Source organism: Nocardia sp. NPDC003999, from assembly GCF_053604885.1.
The window spans coordinates 1-12781 of the sequence record NZ_JBSGIB010000001.1; the positions used below are offsets into that span (position 1 = coordinate 1).

General features: G+C 68.4%; 11 protein-coding genes. 7 read left to right on the forward strand and 4 right to left on the reverse strand.

The annotated features are described in order from the left end of the window. Positions 1 to 4566 (reverse strand): aminotransferase class III-fold pyridoxal phosphate-dependent enzyme (locus tag ACWESM_RS00005; RefSeq protein ID WP_452490484.1); only part of this gene is annotated, 4566 nt, incomplete at its 3' end. After that, a complete protein-coding gene (locus ACWESM_RS00010) occupies positions 4563 to 4832 on the reverse strand; it encodes an acyl carrier protein (RefSeq protein WP_452490485.1) in 270 nt (89 codons plus the stop codon). The genes ACWESM_RS00005 and ACWESM_RS00010, both read right to left, overlap by 4 nt. A 794-nt stretch (positions 4833 to 5626) precedes the next feature. Between ACWESM_RS00010 and ACWESM_RS00015 the strand changes: the two genes are divergently transcribed. The 4 genes from ACWESM_RS00015 to ACWESM_RS00030 all read left to right on the forward strand — a co-directional run bounded on the left by ACWESM_RS00015 (position 5627) and on the right by ACWESM_RS00030 (position 9115). Then, the gene (locus ACWESM_RS00015) at positions 5627 to 6310 is read left to right on the forward strand and encodes a hypothetical protein (RefSeq protein WP_452490487.1); all 684 of its coding nucleotides are present in this window, start codon (positions 5627 to 5629) and stop codon (positions 6308 to 6310) included. Positions 6311 to 6762: 452 nt separating this feature from the next. Continuing rightward, positions 6763 to 7785 carry a zinc-dependent alcohol dehydrogenase family protein gene (locus ACWESM_RS00020; protein WP_364425767.1) on the forward strand — a complete coding sequence of 341 codons (1023 nt, stop codon included), beginning with the start codon at positions 6763 to 6765 and terminating at the stop codon, positions 7783 to 7785. A gap of 166 nt (positions 7786 to 7951) precedes the next feature. Further along, positions 7952 to 8098, forward strand: coding sequence for a hypothetical protein (locus ACWESM_RS00025; protein ID WP_355070689.1), 147 nt, complete (start codon positions 7952 to 7954; stop codon positions 8096 to 8098). A 39-nt stretch (positions 8099 to 8137) separates the two neighbouring features. Then, the gene (locus tag ACWESM_RS00030) at positions 8138 to 9115 is read left to right on the forward strand and encodes an NAD-dependent epimerase/dehydratase family protein (protein ID WP_397275817.1); all 978 of its coding nucleotides are present in this window, start codon (positions 8138 to 8140) and stop codon (positions 9113 to 9115) included. 264 nt (positions 9116 to 9379) lie between these two features. Here ACWESM_RS00030 and ACWESM_RS00035 read toward each other — a convergent pair whose 3' ends face one another. Then, positions 9380 to 9784: a MerR family transcriptional regulator gene (locus ACWESM_RS00035; RefSeq protein ID WP_364425770.1), complete on the reverse strand. Its 405-nt coding sequence runs from the start codon at positions 9782 to 9784 to the stop codon at positions 9380 to 9382. Positions 9785 to 9851: 67 nt separating this feature from the next. Between ACWESM_RS00035 and ACWESM_RS00040 the strand changes: the two genes are divergently transcribed. Both ACWESM_RS00040 and ACWESM_RS00045 read left to right on the forward strand, forming a co-directional pair. Beyond that, positions 9852 to 10673 carry a TIGR03619 family F420-dependent LLM class oxidoreductase gene (locus tag ACWESM_RS00040; RefSeq protein ID WP_364425772.1) on the forward strand — a complete coding sequence of 274 codons (822 nt, stop codon included), beginning with the start codon at positions 9852 to 9854 and terminating at the stop codon, positions 10671 to 10673. 161 nt (positions 10674 to 10834) lie between these two features. After that, positions 10835 to 11701, forward strand: a complete 867-nt coding sequence (locus tag ACWESM_RS00045) for a TIGR03619 family F420-dependent LLM class oxidoreductase (RefSeq protein WP_364425774.1) — start codon at positions 10835 to 10837, stop codon at positions 11699 to 11701. Between the two features lie 25 nt (positions 11702 to 11726). On the opposite strand, the gene ACWESM_RS00050 is transcribed toward ACWESM_RS00045, so the two are convergent. After that, positions 11727 to 12116, reverse strand: a complete 390-nt coding sequence (locus tag ACWESM_RS00050) for an RICIN domain-containing protein (RefSeq protein ID WP_364425776.1) — start codon at positions 12114 to 12116, stop codon at positions 11727 to 11729. A 299-nt stretch (positions 12117 to 12415) separates the two neighbouring features. Here ACWESM_RS00050 and ACWESM_RS00055 point away from each other — a divergent pair, with 299 nt between their 5' ends. Beyond that, on the forward strand, positions 12416 to 12772 hold the full coding sequence (locus ACWESM_RS00055) for a hypothetical protein (RefSeq protein WP_355070678.1): 357 nt from the start codon (positions 12416 to 12418) through the stop codon (positions 12770 to 12772). The last annotated feature ends 9 nt before the right edge of the window (positions 12773 to 12781 follow it).

Below are 12781 nucleotides of genomic sequence, written 5' to 3' on the forward strand. Positions count from 1 at the left end.
GCCGGCCTCCACCACGTAGGCGCGCACGACGGCGTAGCACTGCGACGAGAATTCCCGCATCCGTTCCCTGGCCACGAGGTAGCGGCGCATCCGCTCGATCTGCTTGTCCAGCGCCTTGGCGTAGCGCACCCGTGTCGTCGGACGAGCCCGAACCCGGGCTCGGACCGCCGCCGATTCGGACTCGTAGCGCTTGCGCTGCTCCACCAGCGTGGCCGCCGGGTCGGCAGGCGCGGTGCCGTGTTCGAGCATCACCGCGATCATTGATCGCACCCGCTGCGGGTCCTCCGACCAGCGCGGGCAGGTGAGGTCGAGTTCGGCGTCGGCGTGGAAGCCCTGCTCGGCGAGGAAGGCCGCGAGCGCCACCTCCCACTCCGGGCTGTCCATGCCGAATTCTTGTGCGACACGGTGTAATTCGACGATTCCGCGTTGCAGCGCCATGTGGCTGATCTCGGCGAGACCACCCATCAGGTCGATGGCGGAGCTGGTCGCGCCGGTGGCCGCGTCGACCTTGTCCAGCAGTTGTTTGAAGTCGGTCTGCACGCTCGAGTTGTGATAGATCGTCGTGAAGTAGGTGCGCTCGGTCGTCGCGTGCAGGGTGAGCAGGCAGTCGGCGAGGTCGGCGGCGAAGGTCGCCTGGTCGGTCCGGGGCAGCGCGCGCACCCGCTCGCGCCACGCCGCGTACTTGGCGGGCCAGCCCGCGGCGAACGCGTCGACGGCGGCGAGCTGTTCGCGATAGCTGCGCTGCACCGCCAGCGCGACGGGCAGCGCGCGGGCGATGGTCAGCGGCGTGTTCGGCGTGCGGATCGGCCCCTCGGGGCCGTACTCGTTGAGGACGCCCAGGTCGTCGTCGAAGTGCTGTTCGTCGAAGCCGGGTATGCGCTGGAAGCACTGCTTCACCGCGCTCACGTTCCAGTAGGCCCGGCCGTAGTACATCGCCATCCAGTCCGGCTCTTCGCCCGCCGCGGCCAGGCCCAGCCCCTCGAAGAACCGCTGCATCGAGTACTGGAAGGCGTTGTCGTACAGCGAGAACATCATGGGTGTGCACACCCGGGCCGAGACGCCGCCGTCGCGCAGGTCCGCATCGGAGAACTGGTCGATGTCGGTGCGCCAGCTGATCGCGGTGACCGCTCGCGACTGCAGCAGCCAGAGTGCGCCGTCGCCATCGATCGCCCATTCGATGTCCTGCGGCCGATGCCTGCGGGCCTGCACCGCCAGCAATAGCGCCGCCAGTGCTTCGGTGTCGGCGCCGTCGAGACGGACGTCCTCCTCGCCAGCCTCGCGCGCGACCACGCCGCCGTCGGACAGCCGCAGTGTGTAGCGAGTGGGGGTGACCTGCCCGGAGACCAATCGCTCGCCCACGCCGTGACAGGCCTCCAGCACCGCGTGCTCCTCGATGCCGGTGAGCACATCGATGCTGAAACCGACTCCGGCGCAACGTGCCTCGACCATGCGCTGCACCAGGACGGCCACCGTCGCCTCGGCGTCGGCCATGCCGCGGCGGGACAGATACGCCCGCACCCGCTCGTTGCGTACCGAGGCGCGGCACCGTTCGATGTGCGTCCGCAGCGCGTCCGCGTCCGCGACGTCCAGATAGGACTCGTACTGGCCCGCGAAGCTGGCGTCGTCGAGATCCTCGAGGACGCCACTGGAGCGCACGGCCACCGGGAACCCGCCGATGGCCCGCACCCAGCCGGACAGATCGTCGTCGCCGACGCCGTCGAGGTCCAGATCAGCGGGCACGACGAAACCGGCTGGGACGGCGAATCCGTCGGTCAGCAACTCGTGCAGAGTGGCGGCCTTGCCGCCCGCCCGAGCGGGGGCGAAGTCGGCCGCCCCCAGGAACATCGGGGCGGACGCGGTAGTCGGAGTGATCACGGTGGTGGCTCCTGTCGGCAGCAGAACCGGGCGCAGGTCGTGGCGCGCGGCCAGACTTCGTGCCGCGCGGACACCGGCCACGGTGAGCGCGCCGTAGGACGGGCTCGCGGTGCGCGGCTCGAAGCCGAGCAGCAGCGTCTCGGCCATGCACGCGTAGACGATTCCGGCGGGCAACCCGGTTTCGGGTAGGGACGGGGTCTGGCCGAGCGGCAGCGCCATGCGGCCGCCGTCGACCAGGGTGAGATGCGGATGCTCGGCGACCGCCGGGTCCACGTCGCCAGGTACGGCCAGATCGCAGACGAGCACCGGGTGGTGCGCGGCGAGATGTCGCGCGGTGATCAGCGGCTGCGCCGAGTTGGTGGCGGTCACGACTACCCGGCAGTCACGCAGTGCGGCCAGGTCCTCGCTCACGACCACCTCGCCGGGCAGTCCGGCGGCCACCCGGCGCAAGCGCGTCCCCGCGCCCGGCCTGCCCACCAGGACCAGCGAATCGGCCAGCGGAGCGAGCAGTTCGGCCATGACCGAGCCGATGTTGCCGAGTGCGCCGAGGATGCCGACCCGCCGCTGCCCCGACGGCAGCGCGGCCAGTTCGGCGCTGAGCACCTCGTAGGCGCAGGCCGCGGTGAGCGAATTGCCGGAGGTGACCGTAACGGTGTCCTCTGTCACCTCGCGTGCGGCATCGGTGACGATCGAGGTGTAGCCGCCGAGCCCGATCACCGTGGCTCCGGCCGCGATCGCCTGCTCTACCGCGTGCCACACCAGTTCGCGCACGTGGGTCCGCTCGCCGGCACGCTGATGCGCCACGATCTGTTCGGCGGTCAGCGGCAGCGCGAACACCATCATCTCGGTCTCGGCGCCGGTGGGCGAGGAGATCGTCCGCCTGGTCAGTTCGAAGGGATCGGCGACGGGGCGCAGACGTTCGAGCAAGGCGGCGAATTCCGAGTCGCTCCAGCATTCCAGCTCGGGGGCGAGCCTGCGCAGGTCGGCCGTCTCGGGCAGGTTCGCCAGGAACGCCACCTTGGTCGGCGCGTGCGGGTCGCGCGCCGGCGGGATATCGGCGCGCCGTGGCAACGGAGCCCGCTCCGTCACCGTGGGCTTCGTGGTGACGGGAGCGGCCAGGTGCGCCAGCAGCACGTCGTATCGCCCACGGTGCAGCAGCGCCGCGACGTCGTCCAGCGCCGCCGCCAGCCGCGCCATGTCGCCTTGGGTGACGAACGCCGAGGGCTGGACGCGCAGGGTGGTCGGTGCCGAGAGGGTGGGCAGCATGCGGATCGCGTGCCGGTGCAGGAGGTATCCGGCGACCACGTAGCCGAACATGTCGGGCGCGCAGATCTCGCGCAGCAGCGCCGATTCCGGCTCCGGCGCCCGCAGCTGCACGCCCTGCAGGAGCCCGCGCCCACGCACCGCCACGATCTCTCGCGGCCAGCGGCGGGCCACCTCGTCCAACTGCGACCGCAATCGCGCTCCCGCATCGCTGATCCGGAGTTGGTTGTCGCGCAACAGGTCCAGTGCCGCGTCGGCGACCGTCGCCGACAGCTCGTCGTCGGCGAAGGTGGAGGTGTGGTAGCGACCGAAGTCGGACACGGCATGCGCGCGGTCCACCAGCAGCGCGGCGATCTTCACCAGTCCGCCGCCGAGCGATTTCGACATCAGGTAGTAGTCCGCGCGCACACCCGAGGGAGCCGACGCCAGGAACGTGCCGGTCCGGCCCATGCCGCACTGGATCTCGTCGAAGACCAGCGCCGCGGCGTGCCGATCCGCGAGTTCCCGCAAGGCGCGCAGGGTCTCGGCGGGAACCTCCCGCACACCGCCTTCGCCTTGGACGGGCTCGGCGAACACCGCCGCGACGGGCGACAACCGCCGCCACGTCCGCACGGGCGCGCCGTCGGCGCCGAAGCCGATGACACCCACGGTGCACAGCTCGTCGGCGAACGCGTCCGCCACCTCGTCCGGCGCCCAGGTGTCGAGCCGCCACCGCGGCGGGCCGGGCACCACCAGGTCGGCCGGGGTATCGGCCTGTTCGGTCAGCGCGAAGGCGCCGGCGCTCTTTCCGTGGAACGCGCCCGCGAGCGAGACGAACACCGGTCCGCGCTCACGCAGCCGCGCGATCCGGCCCAGCGATTCGGTGAGCACGACCGCGGCGGTCCGCGGCTCGGCGTCCCCGGCGGGCGCGGATGGGCGCACATCGTGCAGGCGGTCGCGGCGCAGCCGGCGCAGCGTCCGCCGTAGCTCGGCGTCCAGTTCGCTCAGGGCGCGCGCGTGCGCGACCGCGGCGTGCCGGATCGCCGCCTCGACCGCGTCGGCTCCGGTGGAACCCAATGTCACCACGTACTCCCGGCCGGTAGACGCACCGACCGACTCGGACAGCCGCCGCGCCAACCGCGCGGCGCCGGGCCGGACACTGCCCTGCGCCACGAATGGCACCTGCTGGTTCAATGTCGCGGTCGCGGCACGTACCAGCGCCGGATGGTTGTGACCGAACAGTGCCGCGCCGAAACCGCCGACGAGATCCAGCACCCGGGTCCCGTCCGCGCGGACGAGATGGTCGCCCTCCGCGGCGGTGTACATCACGTCCAGGTGGCAGGCTCGCAGCAATCCGGCCAGGCCGGGTCGGTTGTAGTCGGCGAAATCGCCGAACGAGTCGGATCCGGTGCGCGGCAATTGTTCCTGCCACCCCGCGCCCGTGGTCACGCGCGCGCCTCGGCCCGGGTGTGCCGCATACGAGTCGTCTTCGCCGCAACGCACGCGATCACATCGCGCGCGGTATGCAGCATGGCCGCCTCCTCGTCGGAGATCGCGATGCCGAACTCCCGCTCCAGCTCGATCACCAACTCCACCGACCGAACCGAGTCCAAGCCATAATCCAGCAACGGCGTGTCCGGTGCTATTTCGACCACGTGCAGACCACGCGAGAACATCGTGAGAACTCGTTCGGTCAGGGCATCGAATTCATTCATTCAGCGCCTCCTTCATCGCGCGCCAGACCTTTCCACCGGCGCGGAACATCTGTGCCGATCGACGGCCCTCGGGCCGTTCGAAACCGGATATACACAGTTCATCGCGGGTTTTCGCACCCGCAGATTCCGCGCCCACTTGCCCTCCGATATCCGCGAACGGGACTGCCGATTCTCGCCGCTCGTCTTACCCGTGCGGCGTGCCACGACACCGTCCCGCGTTCTCACAATCTGTACACCCGCACTATGCGGGCTGCAATCCGGAACCCGTTGCAGAAAAGCATGTTTCGCCGGAAGGCAATTTTTCAGACAACTTCCCCGACTATGTTTCCGGAAACAAAGCCACGCACCACGGGAACCAGGCCGGGAAACGCACTGTCCCAGACGATTTGACAGCGGGCGAGCGCGGTGGATTTACGTCACCTGCCACCGCTCGACACAATAAAGTGCCCGCTTTTGGAAACTGTGCAGTTCATGTGGCATTCATCCACTGGACAAACGGGAATAAATACCGACCTATCGGTATTTAACACGCGAACTCCCCTTACCGCATCGCGGCCGGAACACGCAGTCACGTAACGACGTTTTTACGCTGCCCGCCAACGCGTTTCACCCATCTGGAGACCAGCTAACTCCTGGACCGCCACCGGCGTGTGACGCCTCTCATTACCAGCCGGTAGTATGCGTAAATGCTGTGACCGACCACAATCGGCTCACGCGCCCTCTAGGGCGGTTCATACCGAGGGCAGTCCCGGTGGGCTGCCGTCGTGTCGGATGTCGCGATTAATCTGCCGGGCATGGTCAACCCCGATACGGCACTGCGCCGCCTTCTGCGCGAAACAGGAAAACTGCTACAGCCGTACGGGTTCCATGGCGTCGAGCCCACCTGGACACGAGTCGAGGCGCGCGGCGTCGCGTCCGTCGGCCGTACCCGCGTGACCCGCACATGGACCGACGGACAACAGGTCCTCGGCTTCGGGCTGACCTTGAAGGCCACCCCCACCCCGTGGTGGGAGTACTGCAACTGGCGCAACACACGACTGGGCCTGCCCCATGTACCGCTGGAATCGGCCAGCGGCCCCAACCTGATCGACACTCGCTCGCTGTCCGATGAACTGACCACGCCGTGGATCCTGCGGCTCGACCCAGCGCAGACGGGCCAGCAGGCGTTGCAATCCGACATCGACGCCATCCGCGGCCAACTTCCCCGCCGCGTGCACGCCTACGCCCGCAGAGCGCTACGGCTGCTGGAAGCCGATCACTACCTCGACGAGTTGTCGTCCCAACCCGATCCGGGCATCCGGACCTGGGAAGCGATCGTCGTCCTCCTCGCCGACCGCGGACCAGGACCGCGCCTCGACGAGGCCATACGCCGCTTCCAACAGTGCACCACGGGACCGGACGCCTCGGCCTACGCGGACGAAGTCGTCACTTACGCACGCACCCGAACAGCGGTCGGCGAAATCACCTGCGAGCGCTGAATATGCGGATCGCGCCGGTGATCCGGCGATAATCGCGCCGATCAGGCTGGGGCCTATCTATCTTCGGCCCCGGCGGCGCATGCGCACGACCGCGACGATGGGCGGACATCGACGGACCGGCCGGACGAGATCATGACACCGGCAGTGGGCCCCGAACGGTCAGGAGGACCGAGCACGCCGGGGCAAGTGGGCTCGACCCGCGGGCCGGCTGGAGGTCGGGACGGCATCGGCGGCGCCGGGCGAGGTCGCCCCGGCCGGCGCGGCCACTTCGGAGCGGCGCAGTCCGGGGACACGACGTTCGGCCCGGCGGGAGACCGGCCCGATCGGGGGTCGACCGGGCATTCCCACTTCGACAACGGCATCTGGTCGCCGAGGTGTGAGCCGAGCCGTCAGCGGTATCCCGGCGCCGAGCCGATCGACAACGGACATCGTTTGTGAAGGAGGACCGAATCATGCGCGGAGTCGTCATGCACGCCCCCGGTGACGTGCGCGTCGAGCAGCGGGAGGACCCGAGGATCGTGGAGCCCACCGACGCGGTCATCCGCATCGCCGCGACCTGTATCTGCGGGTCGGACCTGTGGCCCTACCGCGGCATCGAGAAGCTGAGGGGACCCACCCCGATGGGCCACGAATACATCGGCGTGGTCACCGAGATCGGGCCGGAAGTGAGCACCCTGAAAGTCGGCGACTTCGTCGTCGGTTCCTTCTTCGCCTCCGACAACACCTGCGAGATCTGCCGCGCCGGCTATCAGAGCCGCTGCGTGCACAACGTACCGATCGGCATGATCGGCACCCAGGCCGAGCAAGCCCGGATCCCGCTGGCCGACGGCACCCTCGTCGTGGTCCCCGCCACCCCCACGCCCGAGCAGATCCCGCACCTGCTCGCGGCGTCCGACGTGCTCGGCACCGGGTGGTTCGCCGCCGTGGCCGCCGAGGCGGGTCCCGGCAAGACCGTCGCGGTCGTCGGGGACGGCGCGGTCGGGTTGCTGGCCGTGCTGGCCGCCGGGCAGCTGGGCGCGGACCGCGTCGTCGTCATGAGCCGCCACGCCGACCGCCAGGCTTTGGCCCGCAAGTTCGGCGCCACCGATATCGTCGCCGAGCGCGGTGACGCCGGTGTGGCCCGGATCAAGGAACTCACCGGCGGCCTGGGCGCGCACTCGGTCGTCGAAGCCGTCGGGACCCAGGAATCGATGGAACAGGCCATCCGGTCGACGCGCCCCGGCGGACACGTCGGTTATGTCGGGGTGAGCCACGATGTCGCGCTCGACGGCATGGAACTGTTCTTCTCCGGTGTGCACCTGCACGGCGGACCCGCGCCTGTGCGCCGCTTCCTGCCCGAATTGATCGACCTCATCCTCCGCGGCGACATCCATCCCGGCGAGGTCTTCGACCGCACCCTGCCCCTCGACGAAGCCGCCGAAGGCTACCGCGCGATGGACCAGCGCCGCGCCACGAAGGTCCTACTCACCCTGTGACACCTCGGGCCGCGCGCGATGCTTGCTCGGGATCGACGGCACCGCGCTGGTGGTGTGCGGAGAGGATGCGCTTCCTCGGCGCCGGCCGTACGGCGACCCGAAGCTTTCGGGCGGATTCCGATACCGCACCGCGCGTGAAGACGACATCGGTGGGTAGGCCACGGACGTGACCGAACCCGGAAACAAGAAGGCACCCGAACTGGGCGACCAGACCGATACCTCCCACCCCGACGACCTGGACCTCGAAACCTACGAAACCCCGCGGGACGAAGACCGCAACGAGGAGGCGGGCGCGGTGGAGCCGCCCGACTGAGCACCGTTTCGCCCATGGTGGCAGGGGAATTCATGCTCCATGGGTATTACCGTCGCCGTCACCGGACCGACCGGCGAGATCGGCATCTCCGCTGTCACCACACTCGAACGCGACCCGGCGGTGGGCCGGATCCTCGGCATGGCCCGCCGCCCCTTCGACCCCGCCGCGCACGGCTGGACGAAGACCGAGTACCGGCGCGGCGACATCCTCGACCGGGCCGCCGTGGACGACTTGGTCGCCGACGCAGAGGTGGTGATCCACCTGGCATTCGTGATCATGGGCTCGCGGCAGGACAGCGCACGCGTCAATCTCGAGGGCACCCGCAACGTCTTCGAGGCGACGGTGGCCGCCGAACGAGCCCGCCGCCTCGTCTACACCTCCTCGGTCGCCGCCTACGGCTACCACCTGGACAATCCTTCGCCCCTCACCGAGGACGTGCCGCCCGAGGGCTCGACCGAGCACTACTACTCCCAGCAGAAGGCCGCCTGCGAAGCCGCGCTCACCGAGATCACGGCGGGCTCCGACCTCGAGGTGTTCGTGCTGCGGCCGTGCATCGTGGCGGGTCCGAAGGCACCGGCCCTGCACGACCTGCCGTGGGCGAAACTTCCCGGCCCGCTGCGCGCTCTGGCCCGCGCGAATCCGCTGTTCAAGCCGATCGTTCCCGACCCTGGACACCCCCTGCAACTCGTCCACCACGACGACGTGGCCACCGCCATCGCACTGGCCGCCACCGCGGACGCTCCGCCCGGCGCGTACAACATCGCGGGCGACGGCACCCTCAGCCTGTCCGACGTGGTGACCGCGCTGGGCGGCAGACCGGTGCGCGTCCCCGCCTTCGCCGCCACGGCGACCTCGACGGCCCTCACCTATCTCCCCTTCGTGCCCGCCACCCTCGAGTGGCTGCACATCGTGCGCACCCCCGTCGTCATGGACACCAACCGCGCGAAGCAGCATCTCGGCTGGAAACCGGCGTACACATCGGCCGAAACCCTCGCGGCGCTCGCGGCCGCCCGCTGACCCGGATGCAATCCGCCTGCCGCGGATCGACACTCAGTAGCAGGACCGACTACCGCAGTGGATCAGTTCCGCACGGCAGGCCCGGATGGCGACGTTGCGCGACCCCTGACGCTGCATGACTTTCGAGGACCGATGCTGCTGGACGACGGGTTGCGGCGGACGGGCTGCGGCGGACGAGTCGAGCGGAGCAATGCGGCGCCGTGGCGGGCGCCTCCGTCGCCATGCGTCCGGCCCGCATAAGTGGTCCGAATACGCCTCGGCGACTCAGGATTCGGTCAGATGCAGATCCCGCCGCCGCTGTTGGCGACTCGTATGGGTACGCACGGCGTCGAGGTATTCGGCGATGGCCTCCCGGTTGCGGGTGAGGCAGTCGATGCGCCGGGACATGCGGGTCAGTTCGTCCTCGAGCAGGGTGAGCATTTCCGGCGTCGCCTCGTCGAACATGATGGAGCAAGGCTGGTCGAGGCAGGGCAGGATCTGTTTGATGATGCGGGTGGGCAGGCCGGCGTCGAGCAGTCCCCGGATCTGGCGAACGCGGTCCACCAAACGCTCGTCGTAGGTGCGATAACCGTTGCCACAGCGCTGCGCCGCGATCAAGCCCTGCTCTTCGTAGTAGCGCAGCAATCGCCGAGACGTGCCGGTTCGCTCGGACAATTCTCCGATACGCATATGTGTTCCACCTCATACCGACCCGGGTTGACCATCACATAGATGTGAAGGTTCGAGCATAGGGCTCATGAAGATAGGCATCACCACCTTCGTCACCGACGAAGGCATCAGCGGTCCGAAACTCGGTGTGGCACTGGAGGAGCGGGGGTTCGAGTCGATGTTCTTGGCCGAGCACTCCCATATCCCCGCGAGCCGCAGGTCCCCCGCCCCGGGCGGCGGCGAGCTGCCGCGGCCGTACTACCGCGCGGTGGATCCGTTCGTCGCGCTCGCCGCCGTCGCGGCCGTCACCGAGCGGCTGATCCTCGGAACCGGCGTGACCCTGCTGATCCAGCGCGACGTCATCCACACCGCCAAGGAGGTCGCGACGCTCGACCTGATCTCCGGCGGACGCTTCGTCTTCGGCGTCGGCACGGGCTGGAATCGCGAGGAGATGGCCGATCACGGCACCGATCCACGCACCCGCGGCGCACTGCTGGACGAGCAACTCGCCGCCATCCGGGCGATCTGGACCGACGAACTCGCCGAATTCCACGGCCGGTTCCTGGATTTCGAGCCGATGTACGCCTGGCCGAAACCCGTGCAGCAGCCGCATCCGCCGATCTTCCTCGGCGGCGCGGAGGCAGCGGCCGAACGCGCGATCCGCCACGGTGTCGGCTGGATCCCTGCCGCTGTGACCGATCCCGCCGAAATCCCCGCTCAGCTGTCCCGGCTCCACGGGCACGACCTGCCGGTCACGGTCGCATTCGTCGCGACGGATCCTGCCCTGATCGAGGGCTATGCCGAGGCCGGAGTGCAGCGGTTGCTCTTCGGCCTGCCGACCCTTCCGGAATCGGAAACACTGCACGCCCTCGACGAGATCGCGAAGGTAGCCGACCGGCACCTGGTTTGATCCCGCCATGCTCGACTTGCCTTGACATCGACGGCAAGGTTTACCGTGACGACGCCGGTGTGGTGCGGAGATCGCGAGTACGGCGATGCGGGCTCACACCGGCTCCGCTCTCCATCCGAGATGCTCCGCCGCTGGATTCGCGCCGACGCGCATACGAAGGGATGTCTGTGAAATTCGCGATCAGCTACAGCACGCCGTTCAACGGGACCGACCCCGATCGGCTCATCAGGTTTGCCCAGCATGCCGAGGAATGTGGTTTCGAGGCCCTGTACGTGCAGGATCACATCGCGTTGTACCCCGGCGCGTCCTACGGCGCTGGAGAACTGCCCGCGACACTGCCCTACTTCGATCCACTCGACTGTCTGGGTTTCGTCGCCGCGGCCACGCGACGACTGCTGCTGGGCACCGGTGTCCTGTTGCTGCCGTATCGCCACCCCGTGGTGCTCGCCAAGCGCCTGGCCACCATCGATGTCTTGTCCAAGGGCCGCATGCGGCTGCTCACCGTCGGAATCGGGGCCCTGCCCGGCGAGGCGCAGGCGGTGGGGGTGGACTTCCACACCCGCGGCCGCCGCGCCGACGAGGCGATCGACGTGCTGCGCCTGCTGTGGTCGGGCGGTCCCGACGGCGTCGGCTATCACGGCGAGTTCTTCGACTTCGACGCTCTCTGCAGTTACCCGAAGCCGCTCGAGGTGGCCGGACTTCCGATCCACGTGGGCGGATCGAGCCGGGCTGCCGCCCGCCGCGCCGGACTGCGCGGCAACGGCTACTTCGCGGGCGGAATGCTGGAGGAGGCCGAGCGCGATCTGCAGATCGAGGTGGCGCGCAAGGCGGCCGCGGAAGCGGGCCGTGACCCGGCCGCCTTGGAGTACACGCGCTGGGGCTCGGCCGATCTGTCGGCCGAGCAGGTCGGGCAACTCGAAGAACACGGCGTGACCCGGATCGTGGTCAACCTGACCACGGCGAGCGCCGAAGAACAGCACGACAAGATGTCGGAATTCGCCGAACGGTTCGGTCTCGCATCGAAGTAGCAGGCGGCAGCCGATCCGCGAACGCTCACACCTTCCGGAAAATCCACTTCTCCCGGTCGCTTTCCCGGTTGATCAACAGCTGCGGTCGATTGTTCACGATCACCCCGATGACGAATTCGTCGTCGCTGGTCGCGATCGGAGAAATCTCCGGGAAATCCGGCAGGTCCCAGCCGTAATGCTCCTCGCTGCACACCAGGTGCCCATTCGCACGGATCGCCGCGAGATGGCCGCCCGTTTTCTTGTTGACGATGTCGAAATCGCCCTCTTCGGGGTTGGCCGGACAGGTCCACAGCTGCGCGTCGTCGTCGGCGGCACGCTGGCGCATGGTCACGCTGTCCGCGGTGCCGTCGACCGCGAGTGCTTGGCCCGTCTCGTAGTTGATGATCTGGTAAGTCGTGGCAGTCTTTTCGGCCATGGTCTCGTCCTCACTGTGTGAGCGCACCGCTACCGGGCTCGACACCGCCCGTGACGCTGCGCTGATCTCGTAGTCGTCGTCCAAGGCGAATCGCAGACAGCAAGTACAGCAGAAACGGCTCCACATCGGAGCGGATTCCCGCAGCTGTATCCAGATCGCCGTCTCCGCTCCTCGATGCGGGAGTAATTCATCCGAAAGAGGTGAGGGAACGCGCGGCCGCGAATTCATATGCTGCACCGGGCGAACGAGGTTCGCGCCATCGATTGCTGTCGAGCGCACGACCTGAAGGGAGACGACCGATGACCGATACCGGCATGGGAGCCAAGCGGAAGATCGTGTCTTTGTCCGCACCTACCGAGCAGCCGCCCGCCCAGAAGAGTTCGCCCGGCTGGTACAAGCTGTACAACGACACGGACGTGTACGTTTCGGTCTACCGGCAGGAATGGGACCAGCCCAAATCGCTGTTCATTCTCGCCCCCGGACAGACCAGCTCCGAGTACGAGGCGGGGCACGAGATCTACATCCTGTGGATCACCGATGTCGGCACCGAGTCGACCCCGATCACCTGGGACAGTTCCGGCGGTTTCAGCTGCGAGTACGTGCTGAGCGGGTACACGCAGGCGAACCAGGTGAACAACGTGAGCTCCTTCCAATAGGCGGGGCGA

Bases quoted from the DNA above. Each gene is read 5' to 3' on its own strand.
- ACWESM_RS00055 (WP_355070678.1), top strand. From the start codon at position 12,416: ATGACCGATACCGGCATGGGAGCCAAGCGGAAGATCGTGTCTTTGTCC.
- ACWESM_RS00015 (WP_452490487.1), top strand. From the start codon at position 5,627: ATGGTCAACCCCGATACGGCACTGCGCCGCCTTCTGCGCGAAACAGGA.
- ACWESM_RS00035 (WP_364425770.1), bottom strand. From the start codon at position 9,784: ATGCGTATCGGAGAATTGTCCGAGCGAACCGGCACGTCTCGGCGATTG.
- ACWESM_RS00020 (WP_364425767.1), top strand. From the start codon at position 6,763: ATGCGCGGAGTCGTCATGCACGCCCCCGGTGACGTGCGCGTCGAGCAG.
- ACWESM_RS00040 (WP_364425772.1), top strand. From the start codon at position 9,852: ATGAAGATAGGCATCACCACCTTCGTCACCGACGAAGGCATCAGCGGT.
- ACWESM_RS00050 (WP_364425776.1), bottom strand. From the start codon at position 12,116: ATGGCCGAAAAGACTGCCACGACTTACCAGATCATCAACTACGAGACG.
- ACWESM_RS00030 (WP_397275817.1), top strand. From the start codon at position 8,138: ATGGGTATTACCGTCGCCGTCACCGGACCGACCGGCGAGATCGGCATC.
- ACWESM_RS00010 (WP_452490485.1), bottom strand. From the start codon at position 4,832: ATGAATGAATTCGATGCCCTGACCGAACGAGTTCTCACGATGTTCTCG.
- ACWESM_RS00045 (WP_364425774.1), top strand. From the start codon at position 10,835: ATGTCTGTGAAATTCGCGATCAGCTACAGCACGCCGTTCAACGGGACC.